Raw genomic sequence first — 14692 nt, 5'->3', positions numbered from 1 at the left:
CCGAGAACCAGAAGAAATTTGCCATCCACATGCCTCCTCACTGGAGGCTCATGAATCACATCCCAATGCCGCTGTGAATCCTGTTTATGGGTCCGGACCCTAGATGACGCTTCACATCGTAAAGGTAAGTTTTTGGAGGGTAAATGCGGGATTATAGAACATTAAAATTATTATTTATCTTCTGGACCTTTGCGTTTCTCGTCAACTCTTTGCGCGCCCACGCCGTCGGTGAACTGCCGTTTCATCTCGCCGGGGGCCACCGGTTGGCAGCTTTCGCGTTTGCGGCCACGATGGCTTTCCTGCTCACTCGTATGCTGGAAAAAACCGACAGTGTCCGCGCTCGAATGATCGCGTCAGGAGCTGCCTTGAGCATAATGCCACTGGCGCATTCGCTGTTTCTGAAAGCGAGTTGTGCAATGGCGCCCAATGAGGGCGTCGCCCCGATGACCCATCGCGAATGTGTTGTTTAGGCTTTGATCGTGACCGGATATTTTGCTGCTTGGATCGCGATCCATTTCGCGCTGACTTATCATCAGAAGTGGCAGGATCTACAAAAATCCCTGCGGCGGATCGATCTAGGCAATCCTGTCCCCGAAAACGATGATCCCTCCACAGGCCCGTCGCGGGACGGTTCGACCGTGCAGGCGTTTCGGGCCACGAACGGCTGCAAGCACCTGAAATTGCGCGCCGAAGACATTCAGTGGGTCGAAGCGCAGGGCGATTATGCGCTGTTACATGCATCTGGTTCAAGCGGGATGATTCGCCGCACGCTTGCGCAATTGGAAAGCGGATTGGGACCGAATTTCATTCGGGTTCACAGATCAGCGGTGGTTCGCCGCGAAGCGATCGTCTCGGTTACCAGGCGGCAGAGCGGAGCGCTCTCGCTAACGTTGAAGGACGGGTCGAGTGTGCCTGCAGGCCGCAGTTATGTTCGAGGGCTAGGTGAATTGCGCAAACGGGTCTGATGCCCGGCGTCGAGCAGGTGACATTCGTCGTTCCCGCGTGTCATTCATCGCGGAGGCGGTTCGTTTCTCCTCAGCATGACCTAGGAAGACATGAAGGAGTTAACGATGCCTCAAACCCATAACCGAATTGCTAGCTTGCTGTTGCTGGATGACCTCGAGCGATTTTCAGATTTCGGATTGTTGTTGCTACGGTGTGTTACCGGGGCCTTCCTCATATATCAGAGCCACGACAACGTTTTCAGCGCCGAACGCATGGGCGAATTTGAAGCGTTCATGCTGCAATTCGGGTTTAGCAATCCCGAGTTCTTGGCACCCTTGTCCGTTTATGCGCAGTTTATCGCGGGCATTGGATTTGTCTTGGGCGTATTCACGCGCTGGCTCGGCTTGGTTACCACCTTCAACTTTATCGTCGCGCTTGTCATGGTCCATTGGGGCCAGGACGTGCCCCAGATCTGGCCCGCGGCTGTCCTGGTGTTCCTTGGACTTTATTTCGGAGTGCGGGGAGCGGGGCGATTCAGCATCGACCACAAGCTCGGGAAGTCTGATGAACGCACTTAGCGCAGGAGTCAGCGATGATGGAGATCATCCAGGCCAACTGCTCAGTCCGTTCTAAAACCGAATGATCTCTCGCGGCATTGACCGGGTTGTCTGCCTACCGCCAGCAGCTCACCCCCGCTGATTTCCTGTCCCAGATAGAGATTGCCGAGTTTGTTTTGCCATCGGGTCCGTGAGCGGTCGTCGCTAGCAGGCCCTAACGCGAACCCGGTCTCGCGGCTCCGCCAGACCTGCAACCCCTCGACAGCTTTCAAATCTTGAATTTCGCTCTTTCGTGCGAATGCTCTGAAGCCTATTATTTAGCCGAGATGGCCCTGCTGCAATGCTTTCAGAGCTGCACGGGTCCGATCGCGCGCGTCGAGCTTCAGCAGGAGGTTGGAGACGTGGTTCTTCACAGTCCCCTCCGCCAGCGCCAGCAGATCGGCAATCTCCTTGTTGCTGTAGCCTGCGCAGATCAGATGCAGGACCTCGCGTTCTCGGGAGGTCAACGTCTCGGCGGCAGGGTTATCGGAGAACGGCGTATGGCCTCGCCGGATTGCAGCCATAAGACTTTCGGTCATGGCGGGCTGAAAGGCCGTTCCACTGTTGGCCAGCGCCCGAATGGCACGGGCCAGATCCTCCAGCGAGACATCCTTGAGCATCAGCCCCTTGGCCCCTGCCTTGATGGCCCTGAACGCGGCGTCGCCATCGTCGAAAGTTGTCAAAACCAAAGTGGGCGGAAGCGCACCCGCCTCGCCAAGGGTCTTTAGAACTGCGACCCCATCCATCCGGGGCATACGAATGTCGAGGAGGAGCACGTCGGGCGCGAGTTCCGGGACCCGCTCCACTGCCTCTTCGCCATCAGTCGCCTCTCCGACGACTTCGATGTCAGGCAACAGCTCGAGCATTCCGCGTATACCCTGTCGGACCAGCGTCTGGTCATCGGTGATCACAACCCGGATCATGCGGTTTGCGGCGCAACCGAAGGCAGCCAGGCATCGACCGTGAAGCCAGGTTCCCCTCCCGTTCTGACCGCCAGGCGTCCGCCGAGGCTCTCAAGCCGCTCGCGCATGCCGAGAAGCCCGGAGCCGGAGGAGGGCGCAGCGGGACGCGCGCTGCCATCGTCACGAGCTATCAGTCGCACGCCTTCCGCGTCCGAGGCCACATGAAGCCACAGATTGGATCCGTGGGAGTGCCTGATCGCATTGGTGACGGCCTCCTGCGCGCAGCGCATCAAGGCATGGGCCTGTTCGGGGCTGACCTGCACGTCCGGATCGAAAGCGACATGGACCACCGGACTCGGAACGCTTCGCGCAAGCCCTTCCAGCGCATTCTTCAAGCCGCGGCGTTCATCCTCCTGCAGCGTCACCACGACATCATGCACTTTGCCGAGCAAGGCGCGAGCGAGTTCGTTCGCCTGAGCGACATGGCTTCGGGCGCGGTGGGCATCGGCTACGTGGATCGCGATCTCAAGCTGCAAACCGAGCGCGGTCAGTTCGTGGCCCCAGGCATCGTGCAATTCGCGTGAGACATTCAGGCGTTCCGCATTGCGAGCGTTATTGGCAATTATGGTCTGCATGGACCAGAGCTCGCGATTGATTTGCGCAGAAGTTTGGGCCGTTGCTTCTTCCCTTCGCAGCGCCTGTGCCGCAACGACAAACAGCAGTTGTAGCGCGAAGGCCTTTGCAATCACCCAGCACAGATCGGGACGGGACGACAAGGCTAGTGCGCCGATCACCACCATTGTCTGAATTGCGACCCAGCCGAGCGCCCTTCCGAAGCTCGTCGATACGCCCACCTGCCATGCAACGATAATCAGGAAAGCCGTCATCATCGGCCATGAGGAAATGAAAGCCATGCTCGCGACCGCGATGATCTGAATGCAAAGTAGTGTATAGCGAATGCTCGGCCGGCACTTCATGACACTGGCGCCGAGGACGGCTGTCACAAAGGCAGTAAACGCGATCGCCAAAGGCGCTGACGCGGGCACCATGCCGTTGAGAATGATCTGGAGGACCGGCCAAGCCAGCGTAAGCGCGACAGCCAGCGCGGCGACTGAAAAGATCCACCTGTGCCGATCGTCCAGGCCTCCTGCCTGAAGCGGGGCGATGGCTGCGGAGCGGTTGCCATGAGTGAGCCCGGTGGAACTCCCGTTGCCGCCGGCTTCTTCGGCCACGCGCAGAGTGGCGACGACATCGCGCACCTTCGCCAGAAGAATGCGCGCCATGTCTTTTGCCTGCACCACGTGATTGTTCAATCTCTGCGGTTCGCCCTCTCTCTCGGCGATGTCGAGCTGGCACCCCAGCGCAGTCAGTTCGTTGCTCCAGGCATCGTGCAGATCATGCGAAATCCGTAGGCGCTCGGTATTGCGAACCCTGCTGGCGATGATGGCTTGTGCGGATCTGATATCGCTGTTCGCTTGAGCCAACGCGCGCGCCGCTGCCGCCTCTCTCTTGACCGCCTCTGCCGTGAGTACGCAGCAAAGCTGCAACACCAATGACAGAATAAAGATGTAGGACAGTTGCGTGCCCGGAGTGAAAGAAAGCGCTCCCACGATCGCCAGGGACTGGAAGCCGATCCAGATCATCGCTTTCACAGGCGTCGTCGCGATCGCCACCTGCCAGGCGATGATGACGAGGAATATCGACATCAGATCCTTGGGGTGGATCAGGGCCATCGCCACAACCGCCGCAAGCTGGGCGCACAGCAGCGCCCAATAAGCCCCGGCCCGCAATTTCAGGAAAGCGCCGCCGACGAGCGTCGCTCCGAAGATGCCAAAGGGAAGAAGCCAGATTGGCGGCACAGGGAAAGGCCCCCGCATCGTTCCGGTCACCAGTTCACGCGAAAATGGCCAGCCCATCGCAGCCCACACAGCCAGTGCTGCGACTGTGAAGACCCATTGATCCCAGCTTCGTGCCTGACCTTCCATGAGGTGAATTTTGCCACATCTGCGACCCCTGTGCCATAGGCCAAAAGTCATGGCCCGCAGGTGTGACCTACGGCACTTATTTCGCGCGCAGGAGAGAGGCAAGAGGGAGGAACCAAAGCGAAGGACTGGACATGATGAGGTTCGCCAGCATTACCGCCGCCCTGTTCGCCTCTGCTGCGCACGCACAGATGACTCCGCCCGGAACGCAGCCGCCGGTTGACGCCTCGCCGATCGCAGCTCCCACGCAGCGCGCCACCGCCTACGAGCCGGAATTCTTTGCACCTTTTGCACCAAGCACTGCGCTCGACATGGTGCGCCGGGTCCCGGGCTTCTCTCTTGAGGAGGGCGATGCTGACGTCCGGGGTTTCGCCGGGGCGGCCGGGAACGTGGTCATCAACGGGGTCAGGCCAAGCTCGAAGGCGACCACGCTCGAGACCACCCTGGCGCGTATTCCGGCGGACAGCGTGCTGCGCGTGGAAGTTGGGCCGGGCGATCTTTTCGGGGCCGAATATTCGGGCAAGAGCCAGGTGCTCAACGTGATCCTGTCCGGCGTGGGAGGAACCAGCGGCAATGTCACCGTCTCAGCCCGACGTATCTTCACGGGGCGCATCACGCCCAATGCAGCCGGCTCGGTCATTTTCCAGCGCGGAGCTTCGACCATCAGCCTGGCCGCGGCGAGTGAGCACAATCACTTCGTCGACGAGGGAACCGACGAACTTACGGACCTTGCCACAGGCGATCTCGTGGAATTTCGCCGCAAGTTCATCAGCTATGATGACCGCGACACCTATGTGTCCGGCAGCTGGGCGCTCGAGCAGGCCCCCGACAAGTCGATTCGCCTGAATGGTCGATGGGAGCCTAGCACCTTCGAGGTGGAGCAGGATGTCCTCGTGATACTTGCCAACGGTCCGCCGCGCGACAACATCCTGTTACAACGCAATAATGAGCCGTCTTACGAACTGGGCGGTGACATGACCCGGCCGCTCGCCGGCGGGGCGATCAAGCTGGTTGCGCTCGCGACTCGGGCAGAACGGGACAATTTTTCTGCTTCACGCAGACACAACGGACTGTTGAGCGACGATGCGCAGGTAATCGGCGGCTTCGAACAAACGCAGCAGGCCCGACTGGACGAACGGATCGGCCGGTTGGGCTGGTCGCATCAGGACCTTGCCGGGTTCTCCTTCGAGGCGGGCGGGGAAGCGGTGCTGAATACGCTCGAAAGCGATGTCGAACTCTTCGTGATCGGTCCGGACGGAGCGCGGACGCGGATCGATCTGCCCATCGACAATGCGACGGTGAAGGAAGCGCGAGGGGAGGTTTTCTTCAGCGCAGGCCGCCTGCTCAGCCCTGCATTGCGAGTGGATACCGGGCTGAATTACGAATTTTCGCGGCTGAAGGTGCGCGGCGACGCAACTGCTGACCGAAAGCTTCGCTTTCTCAAGCCCAGCGCGACGATCGACTGGAGGCCGGGCGGCGGATGGCACACCCAGTTCTTCATCCGCCGCAACGTGGCACAGCTCGATTTCTACGACTTCATCAGTGCCGCCGAATTGTCGAGCGATCGCATCAACGCCGGCAACGAAGATCTGGTGCCGCAGCGCGCCTGGGAGTTCCGGCTGACGGTCGATCGACCGATCCTCCGCACGGGCCTGGCGAAGCTCGATCTGGGCCATGATCTCGTCAGCCTGCTCCAGGACCGGGTGCTCGTCTTCGACGACGAGGGGCAGGCATTCGACGCACCGGGGAATATCGGGACCGGTCGACGCTACTTCGCCAAACTGACGCTGGATGCGCCGCTCGGCAATCTGTGGAGCGGGCTTCGGGCAAAGTTCAGCGGACAGATACAGCGAACCCGCGTCGAAGACCCGATCAGCGGCGAGATGCGCAACTTCAGCGGGTTCTTTCGTGACTGGGAGTGGAGCCTGGACGTTCGGCGCGATGCCGGCGATTTCTCCTACGGCTTCGAGGTCGCCGACGGAGACCGCTTCACCTTCTTCCGCACGGATGAATTCGACACCAGCTTCAACGGCGGCCCATTCGGCGAGGCATTTATCGAATACCGACCCGATGCGCGCACCTTCATCATATTGGACGTCGATAATCTGTTCGATACCGGGGGCAATCGTGAGAGGTTGATCTTTTCTCCCAATCGAGCTTTGCCGGACTCGGTGGCCAGAGAGTTCCGGGAGCGAAAGCGCCACCTGAGCTTCGGCATCACCTTGCGGCGCAGCTTCGGCGGGGAGAGTGCCATCGAAAAGCCCGACATTTCCTGATCTTGCCGAATCAAGGCGTTTGCTGCTCATTCGGTGCATGCAACATATGCAGAACTTGGAGGAAATCCCACACAGAAGGAAACCTTGTTCTGCTGCCTCGAAAAGGGACTGCCCGTGGCTGAGAAAAACGGTCGTGGCCCGACAGTGGACGGAACCGTTACTTACGGTCCGACCACTCTCCTACGATATACTCCGGTATTTCTGTCGATCGAGTTGGCTTCTCAAGGAAGTAGGGAAGCAGATAGGAGAAGTAGATGCGATGGCCATAACCATTCGGATGATGGATGAAGTCGCCGAAGATTCTCTCGATGACTTGGCGATTCTCTCCCATTGACTCGAATGCTGAGTAGATATCGACGAGTGGAATTCCGTTCTTGAGGGCGACATCTTCGACCACATCGTTATACGCAATTGTCGAAGCAGGGTCTTCGTATTCCCAGAGTTTATTCCTCTGCGGGAAGCCAACCAGGACTACTTGTTTGCCTTCTTGTATAGCTTTGAGAGAAACCTCTTCGAGTCGATCCTCGAATCTTTGAAGATACTCTGCTCCGTTCGAATGGTCGTTTATCCCGAAGGCGATTATCAAAATGTCGTCAGAAGGCTTGATGTAATCGTCGTAATCGAGCCAGACTGACCTGATTTGCGAACCCGGCACAGCACGGTTGCTGACATTCAGCTTGGGAAAATACTTGTCGAGAAGCTGGCAGAAGCTGTCGGGTTCGCCCACCCGGAAGAACGCATTAAGCCGTGTCAGAGCCAGACGAAATACTATCACCAATGCAAGTCACATTTCCGGCTCGCGCTAAATTGCCGAGTGGTTCTATTGTTGTTGTGAATGCATTAGCATCGTAGGTCACGAAGACCTGATACGGCACTGTCTTCGGCGGGTTTCTCGGATCAGAATTGAAGACGAAATTATTGCCGGTCGTCTTCGTGTAAACATACTTCCCGAAGTCCGGAATTCGGGTCGTGAAGGATGGTAAAATTGCGCGGACTTCTGTTTGGGCGAGGAACAGTGAGGAACCGCAGAACGGCTATTTTCTGCTACTTTAGCAGTGTTTGGAAATGGCGGGGAATTGCCGGATACAGGCAATTGGCGGTGCTGTCGGTCTAATCACAACTTGTCTTTGGTAGACGAAGCATGCCCCTCGAGAGCTACGGTTCAAGCCATGAGGTTTCGCCACCCAGCCAGTGCGGCCGAGCGGCGGGTCTTGTAAGTTTATCTGTCGATCAGAAGGCTTTCGAGGTTGAATTGGTTGTGGACGCTGGAATGGGCCGACGAGAACTTCTGTAAGCTCCTCATCTTTCGAAACCTCGACATCGCCCGCTCTCTTCGCAGCCATCTGCCATTTCGACGCAGTGCTGGTCTGATCGTGCTCATATCCATTCTCACCATCCGAATCGCAGGGAAGCGCGAAAGCTGTAACCGATATTGCCGAACTGCTCCTCGGCCCCGAGTTCCGCGCCAAGTGTATAGAACTCGTCGCCACCATAGCCCTTGATCCTTGCGAACCAGCCGCTGCCGCGTTGTTCGGGAAGCAGGACGAAATCCTCGCCGTCAGCATAACGAGCAGTCGTTGCGCCGAGTTCGCCCGACAGCAACTGCCGCCAGCCGCCTTCGCCTTCGAACCGGACCCAAGACTTGTCGCGTGCCTGCATGCCGAACAGATCGGCGCCAATCGCTATCCCGAGATTTGCGCCAAGTTCATCGCTTTCTCGTTCGGCTACGGTCAGATTGAGTGCATCCCCGCCGGTCTCTACATAGCCGTCTTCGGTCAGGCTGAGATAATCGAGCACTATCGAAGGCCGAACGAAGAAGAATTGCGACCCGCCTTCCAGCGACAGACCACCCGCAGCTGAGACGAAATCGCCCGACCACGTCCGGTCGATCATGAAGGAGACGGCATCGTCGCCCGTTCCGCCTTCGAACGTGCGGTTGCCTTCAAAATCGGATTTGCCCATCCCCGCCCGCGCAAAGGCGCCGAGCGCGCCGAATTTGCTCCGCCAATGAACCCCGGCCTCGTAACTGTTCGAGACGATTGCGTTGGCGGCACCTGTCTCGTGTTCGTTCCATATCCAGCTGCCGGTCACGCCAAATGCGCCGATGCCCGAGAGGTATTCCGCACCGCCGCGAAAGCCCAGCCCGCTGAGTTCGTACGAAGCCGCGTCCCCGCGATCCTTGTCAGCAGACCAGCTGGCAAAGTCAGTGAGGATGCGCAGCTTGCCTTCTTCGCCGATGGGGCCGACCGGGTCGATCAGGTGACGGTCGAAAGCGCGCAACCCCTGGCTGACACCTTCGAAAGTACCGCCCGCATGATCGGGCAGTGTTTGCGCGACATAGGCCTGGAACAGGTCTGCCTCACCAATTCCGAGGAATATGTCGGCGACATCGTCATCCTCTGCCAGCGCGACATAGAGGTGGTCGAACGCGGCGGCTTCGGCGCGGTTAAGCCCCAATTCGCTGGTAGCCTTGCGGTCGATGTCGACGCTGACTGTGTCTCCCGAAACGGCGAGCGCGGCCTTGTACATGAAGGGAACGAGCGCGCTGTCCGCGGTCAGCTTGTCGGCACCCGTCAGGCTGTCGGCCGTGATGATATCGTACAGACCTTCGGCATCGGCGATTTCCGTGAGGCGTATCCGCACCTTGGCGCCCGGCGCGAAGGTAGCGGTTCCGTTCACGTCAAGGGCTGTGGACTGGCCTCCAACCTTGCTGAGCGTAACGCCGATGATCCCCGTCGATCCGACATTCAGCGAGCCGATAGTTGCCGGCCCGGTCAAGGCGAGCGTACCGCCCGTGATGGTGACGCCAACATCGGAGGCATTCACGAGCCTGCCGACGAAACTGGATGAGCCGGTCAGGGTCAGACTGCCAGCGCCGCCGCCAAAATTGGCCGTGCCTTCGAAGCGCGAGCCATTGGCCAGCGTCAACTGGTCGGCCTGACCGCCGAACATTGCCGTGCCGTTGAAGACGGCATCGCCCGACAGCGCCATCCTGTCGACACCGGCGCCGAAGCTCACACTGCCCCTGACCGTGCCATCGGCAAGGTCGAGCAGGTCGGCACCGGTGCCGAAGCGGATATCGCCGTCGATGGCAGGCGCAGTGACGCCTGCGGCCACGGCGGTCTGCCTCACCGTCGCGCCAGAAGCGCGTGCAGATAGGTCGATGGCGACATTCCGCCCCGATCCCGCTGCCGCGCCGGAGGCGATGATCTTGCCGCTGTTCTCCACAAGCGCCACGGTTCCGCTGTCGTCGCGAATTGCGAAGGCCGAACCTGCGGCCACAGTGCTCGCCTTGATGGTCCCGCTGTTGCGAAGCAGCGGCAGGTTCGCGCCTGCATCCACAGCCACGGCGGTCGCTTGCCCAGCGCTTCCGCTAACGGTCGCACCGATCGTATCGGCATTGCGCAACTGGGGCAGCGTTGCGCCCGATCCGATGCGCAAGCCGGTAGCAGCCGCACCCTTCGCCGTACCCGTGATCGAACCTTCGTTCAGCATTCCGTTCGCGACCGAAACCGCACCGCCGCGACCGCCGACCATTATTCCGGTTCCATCTACGCCTGCATAGACGCCGTCGCCCGCCACCGTTCCATCTGAGATTATGCCAAATCCTGTCGCCGTGCCTTGCGTTGCGCCGATCGTGATCTCGCGGTCGGCCGCGCCGATGAGGACTGCAGGAGCGGCACCGTAAGAGGTGATCTTGGCGCTGCCCTCCTTCGTATCCTCGATCCCGTCCTTGTCCTCGTCCTTGTCGTCAGCATTCGCATCTTTCGGAGCGACTTCGAAGATAATGCCTTTCGCCACGTCGCCCTCGACCAACAGCGCACTACCGCCTTGCAGAAGATCGTCGGCATCCAGCTTGGAGGCATCGCCCGACGTCGTCGTCTTGCGATAACCCGTGACAGAAACGTCACCCTGGACGACAAGAGCGCCGCCGAGGTCGCCAGCGAATCTGGCGCCGACCGAGTTGGCTCCGGTTACTCCGATCTGCCCGGCAAGTCTGACATTGCCGGTAATGTCCTGCGCCGCCACGCCCGTCGATCCATCGCCGATTACGTTCGTCTTACCCTCGTGTCGAAAGCTGCCGTCGAGCGGGCCGTTCAGCGCAATACCTGCGGATGAATTGCCTTCCACCGCGATCGTGCCGCTATGCGTCACGTCGCCCTTCAGCGGCCCATTCAGCCTGATTGCCGCACGCCCCTGGCCGAGAGCGAACGGTCCGTCGAGGTCGCCATCCTTGTCGCTGTCCGAAGGCGCATAGGTTTCATCGATCGTGATCGTCCCGCTGTTCACGATGTTCGCCGTGCGTCCGCCAGTGACCATTATGCCGGTGCTTCCCGCACCGTTCGTGACGGTGATCTTCCCCTCATTGCTGACGTCGCTGTTAGAATTGACCGTCACTGCATCGCCGGCCGAGAGCACGATTGATCCGTTCGTGCCGATCTTCAGATCCTGACCATTGGCCAGTTCCGCCGTTCGCACCGGCTGGGTGCGGGCATTGTCGATCACAGTCTGGGCGCTGAGCGGTGCGGCGAGCGCCGCCAAGGCGGTGCCGGCGAGAAGCGTACGGTACATGATTCCTCCTGGTTCTTCATCACGAAGACGGAGGCCCCGCACGGCAGCCTTGGCATTCTTTCGAAAAAATTTCCGGTGGCGTCAGAAGCGGGCGTCGAGCCCGATCCGGACGGTACGCGGTGCCAGCGGCGTCACCTGCTGGCGGCCGATGGCCAGCGGCGTGCCCAGTGCAAATCGATTGCCCTCTACATCGGCGATGTTGGTGAGCGACGCGGTCAGCCCGACCCGTTCGCGCCCGAAGCGCAGCAGCAATCCGCTGCCGAGATAGTCGCCCTGCAACTCGCCCAGTTCCGGCCCGACGCCGAGGCGGGATTTGCCGATGTAACTCGCCCAACCCTCAGCATCCAGCGTGAGGCCGGAGGCAAATTCGCGCTGCCATGACAGTCCCAGTCTTCCGGAGAAGCGCGCGATGTTCGGGATCTGCGTGATCCGGTCCAACGCGACGATTACAGGCTCGTCCACGCGGCTGTCATTGAAGCTGGCTCCGGCTTCCAGCCTCAATTCAGGGGCTACTTCCAGGCCTCCGGCAACGCTGGCGGTCCAGATTGTCCCGTTTCCGATATTAGCGGTGGTCGGCAGGCCGGTACTGTCGATGAAATCGGCCTGTATGTCTCGCCAATCGGTGTGCGAGACGTTCGCCGACAGGTCAAAATGCCCTCGGCCCGGGTTGCCGATGCCGAGTCCGAATTCGACGGTCCTGGTCCGGTCGGAGCGGAACTGGCGCACGAAGTCGTCGGCAATGGCCAAGCCGCCAGGCCGGAAGCCTTCCTGATAGCGGACATAGAGGCGCATCTCCGTTGCCGGCTGCACGAGCAGCGCTGCCGAAGGCAGAAAGGCCGTTTCACTGCGGCTGGCGGTTATCGCAGCTTCGGCTGCGCTCAAAAGGCGAGCAATATCCTCTCCCGATCCGCCGAGCCGCGCATGGGTCAGGCGCGCTCCAGCCGACAGGATAACAGGTTCGAACAGGCGCAGGCTTGCCTCGCCATAGCCCGTCAGTTCCTGCACCGTATTGAGCACGCCTGTCGTGCGCATCAAGGCATCCCTGCTTCCGAGGGATCGGGTCAGACGCGTCTCATTATCGACGAAACTGACACCCGCAAGCCAGCCGAGGCGATGGTCGAGCGGCTGCCATAGCCGCGTCTCGTTCGCGACCATCTGCGTAGCGTTCTGCTGGACGAAGAGCAGCGGTTCCTCTCCCGGTTCTGTCGCATCGTATCGTTCGAGCAGCTCCTGCCCCGCAATGCCGGTGGACGATCGCAGGCGGAGCGAACCGATCCGGCCCGAGAGGACGATTTGCGCCTGACCGTAGTCGGCGCTGGCACCCTCCTGCACCCGGGCGGAACTTTCGAGCGGCGCACCCTTGCGGTCGGCATATTGGCTGTCGTCGGCCCTGGTGCTCTGGCCCACGCCAAGAACATCTACCGACCATCCAGGCGCCAAGCTCACGCGAAGGGCGGCACGCCCCGCCACGATCCGAGTGTCATTCACATCGCGGCGACCGAGATGCGGCTTGTCGACATAGCCGCCTTGGGAAAGCATGTCGAAATTGACGCGGAGCGCTGCGCTCTCCTGAACGAGCGGCAGATTGAGCGTGGCATGCACATCCGCGCCTGGTTGGCCTTGCCGGACAAACGACCGGCCGATCACTGCGCTTAAGCTGGCTTCTCGGAGTTCGGGTGCGCGCGGCACCAGTCGAATGATTCCGCCGAGCGAGCCTGCGCCATACAGAGTGCCTTGCGGGCCTTCCAATATTTCAACCCGTTCCATATCCGAAAGGCGCAGGTCGGGATCCGGGGCGTTGTAGCTTAGTCGCAAGTCGCCGAGATATTGCCCCACCGTCGCCTGCGTAGGTCCGGTGAAACTCGAATCCGCGATGCCGCGAATGAACAGCTTGTTACGGCCGCTGCCGAGATAGGTTGAACTGACCGTTGCGATCCTCTGGGTCAACTTCTCGGTTCCGCCGATCCCGCCCCGCTCCAGCCTCTCGCCATCAAGGATCGAAACCTGCGCGGGCAGTTCGTCGACCCGAAGATCGCGCTTGCTGGCGATGACGATGATGGGTTCGACTTCGACTGGCGGCAGCGGCTCGGCCCTGGCAGGCTGCACGGGCGGAGGCGCAGGAGGTGGGGGGGCTCTCTTTCTGACAGGACGGCGGCGCTCCTGCTGGGCGACGAGGCGCCATGCACCGCGCCCGACCGGGACCGCCCTGAGGCGGTTTGCCCGCGCAATGCGCCGCACCGCTTCAGCGCCATCCATTCGCCCGCGCAGACCCGGCACGCGCCTGCGGGCAAGAGCGGGGTCTGCGATGACGATGCTGGTTCCGGTCGCCCGCGCAACAGCGATGGCCACATCCGACAGTCTGCCGGCAGGCACGGCCAGGTTGCTTTCGCGCGGGCGAGAGGGGTGGCGCCGGCGGCAATCGCCAGGGCCAGAAGGATAGAGAAAATCTTCATTTATCAGTCGAGCGACAAAACCCAGCCTTCACCCACCGGGCGCGCCCTGACGCCGAGCAATGCTTCGAGTGTGCGCGGATCAGACCGCACCGGGCCTAGCGCGATGCTTCCGGAGAGGCGCATTGCTTCACTGCCGGGCTGCACGGAAAACGCGATCCCTGTGGCGCGCGTCAGATCGAGGGTGATTTCCTCAAGTGTGGCATCGCGGAAAGTGGCCCTGCCATCTGTCCATTCGCCGATTTCGGCGGGGGGCAGTGCGGTGATGACATATACGCCCTCGCTGCGCACCACGCCCTCGCCCGCGTCGATGCGAAGGTTCTGCGCCTGCGGGTTCACGATAACGGCTCCTTCGGCAACGGCCACGTCCAGCCGTTCCCTGCCGATCCGGACATCGAAGATCGTGCCCACATCGACGAGCGTATCCCCCGCGGCGACAAGGCGGAACGGATCGCCCGCATCATGCCGGATGCGGAACAACGCATGGCCGCGCTCCAGTCGCGCCGAGCGGGCATCCTCGCCATCGACCACCAGTCGGGTCCCGCCTGCCAGCTCAGCGGTACTCCCCTCGCCCAGGGCCACGATCATGCTCTCGCCCATGGGTGTGACGTAGACCTCGTCCGCAGCGCGAATCTGCCAGACGCCCGCCGCGACCAGTCCTGCGAGGCAGGCGGCCAGCGCAGGCCCGAACCATCCGCGCCGCCAGAGCGTATGGAAGGTGTCCTCATCGTCATTGGCGGCGACGAGCGGCTCTTCGACCGGATAGTCGATCAGCATTCCTGTTGCCGAGCCGACCTGACTCATCAATTCGTCATAGGCACGCGCATGGTCGGGATTGCTTTCCAGCCATGAGGTAAACCGGTCCCAATCCTCGAAGGCGGGATCACCTGTCAGCACCGCCCAATGCGCCGCTTCGTCGCGAATGTGTTCGTCAGGATGCATTGCAGCTACCTCCTGACTGTAAAACGG

The 14692-nt window shown here is 60.8% G+C and carries 10 protein-coding genes; 4 read left to right on the top strand and 6 right to left on the bottom strand.

Going from position 1 to position 14692, the window contains the following annotated elements:
- Window positions 1-143: 143 nt before the first annotated feature.
- The 3 genes from G7A66_RS04455 to G7A66_RS04445 all read left to right on the top strand — a co-directional run bounded on the left by G7A66_RS04455 (window position 144) and on the right by G7A66_RS04445 (window position 1523).
- Window positions 144-470 carry a hypothetical protein gene (locus G7A66_RS04455; protein ID WP_174294513.1) on the top strand — a complete coding sequence of 109 codons (327 nt, stop codon included), beginning with the start codon at window positions 144-146 and terminating at the stop codon, window positions 468-470.
- A 9-nt stretch (window positions 471-479) separates the two neighbouring features.
- On the top strand, window positions 480-965 hold the full coding sequence (locus tag G7A66_RS14470; protein ID WP_174294512.1) for a LytTR family DNA-binding domain-containing protein: 486 nt from the start codon (window positions 480-482) through the stop codon (window positions 963-965).
- A gap of 105 nt (window positions 966-1070) precedes the next feature.
- Entirely contained in the window at window positions 1071-1523 is a 453-nt protein-coding gene (locus G7A66_RS04445; protein ID WP_174294511.1) for a DoxX family protein, read from the top strand.
- Between the two features lie 296 nt (window positions 1524-1819).
- Here G7A66_RS04445 and G7A66_RS04440 read toward each other — a convergent pair whose 3' ends face one another.
- Both G7A66_RS04440 and G7A66_RS04435 read right to left on the bottom strand, forming a co-directional pair.
- Window positions 1820-2464, bottom strand: coding sequence for a response regulator (locus G7A66_RS04440; protein WP_174294510.1), 645 nt, complete (start codon window positions 2462-2464; stop codon window positions 1820-1822).
- Window positions 2461-4428 (bottom strand): ATP-binding protein, encoded by a 1968-nt coding sequence (locus G7A66_RS04435; RefSeq protein WP_174294509.1) that lies wholly within the window; start codon window positions 4426-4428, stop codon window positions 2461-2463. Before G7A66_RS04435 ends, G7A66_RS04440 begins: the two co-directional genes overlap by 4 nt.
- A 131-nt stretch (window positions 4429-4559) precedes the next feature.
- Between G7A66_RS04435 and G7A66_RS04430 the strand changes: the two genes are divergently transcribed.
- Window positions 4560-6701, top strand: coding sequence for a TonB-dependent receptor (locus G7A66_RS04430; protein WP_174294508.1), 2142 nt, complete (start codon window positions 4560-4562; stop codon window positions 6699-6701).
- Between the two features lie 157 nt (window positions 6702-6858).
- Here G7A66_RS04430 and G7A66_RS04425 read toward each other — a convergent pair whose 3' ends face one another.
- The 4 genes from G7A66_RS04425 to G7A66_RS04410 all read right to left on the bottom strand — a co-directional run bounded on the left by G7A66_RS04425 (window position 6859) and on the right by G7A66_RS04410 (window position 14665).
- Window positions 6859-7428 (bottom strand): SGNH/GDSL hydrolase family protein, encoded by a 570-nt coding sequence (locus G7A66_RS04425; protein WP_174294507.1) that lies wholly within the window; start codon window positions 7426-7428, stop codon window positions 6859-6861.
- Window positions 7429-8090: 662 nt separating this feature from the next.
- Window positions 8091-11273: an autotransporter outer membrane beta-barrel domain-containing protein gene (locus G7A66_RS04420; RefSeq protein ID WP_174294506.1), complete on the bottom strand. Its 3183-nt coding sequence runs from the start codon at window positions 11271-11273 to the stop codon at window positions 8091-8093.
- Window positions 11274-11354: 81 nt separating this feature from the next.
- Entirely contained in the window at window positions 11355-13646 is a 2292-nt protein-coding gene (locus G7A66_RS04415) for a TonB-dependent receptor (protein WP_332310485.1), read from the bottom strand.
- An 83-nt stretch (window positions 13647-13729) separates the two neighbouring features.
- On the bottom strand, window positions 13730-14665 hold the full coding sequence (locus tag G7A66_RS04410) for a FecR family protein (protein ID WP_174294505.1): 936 nt from the start codon (window positions 14663-14665) through the stop codon (window positions 13730-13732).
- Window positions 14666-14692: the final 27 nt, after the last annotated feature.

The sequence above is a fragment of the Alteripontixanthobacter muriae genome (assembly GCF_013336795.1).
Classification (GTDB): Bacteria; Pseudomonadota; Alphaproteobacteria; order Sphingomonadales; family Sphingomonadaceae; genus Pseudopontixanthobacter; species Pseudopontixanthobacter muriae.
This window is presented reverse-complemented; position numbering and strand designations above follow the sequence as displayed.

Bases quoted from the DNA above. Each gene is read 5' to 3' on its own strand.
- G7A66_RS04440 (WP_174294510.1), bottom strand. From the start codon at position 2,464: ATGATCCGGGTTGTGATCACCGATGACCAGACGCTGGTCCGACAGGGT.
- G7A66_RS04420 (WP_174294506.1), bottom strand. From the start codon at position 11,273: ATGTACCGTACGCTTCTCGCCGGCACCGCCTTGGCGGCGCTCGCCGCA.
- G7A66_RS04410 (WP_174294505.1), bottom strand. From the start codon at position 14,665: ATGCATCCTGACGAACACATTCGCGACGAAGCGGCGCATTGGGCGGTG.
- G7A66_RS04435 (WP_174294509.1), bottom strand. From the start codon at position 4,428: ATGGAAGGTCAGGCACGAAGCTGGGATCAATGGGTCTTCACAGTCGCA.
- G7A66_RS04445 (WP_174294511.1), top strand. From the start codon at position 1,071: ATGCCTCAAACCCATAACCGAATTGCTAGCTTGCTGTTGCTGGATGAC.
- G7A66_RS04430 (WP_174294508.1), top strand. From the start codon at position 4,560: ATGATGAGGTTCGCCAGCATTACCGCCGCCCTGTTCGCCTCTGCTGCG.
- G7A66_RS04455 (WP_174294513.1), top strand. From the start codon at position 144: ATGCGGGATTATAGAACATTAAAATTATTATTTATCTTCTGGACCTTT.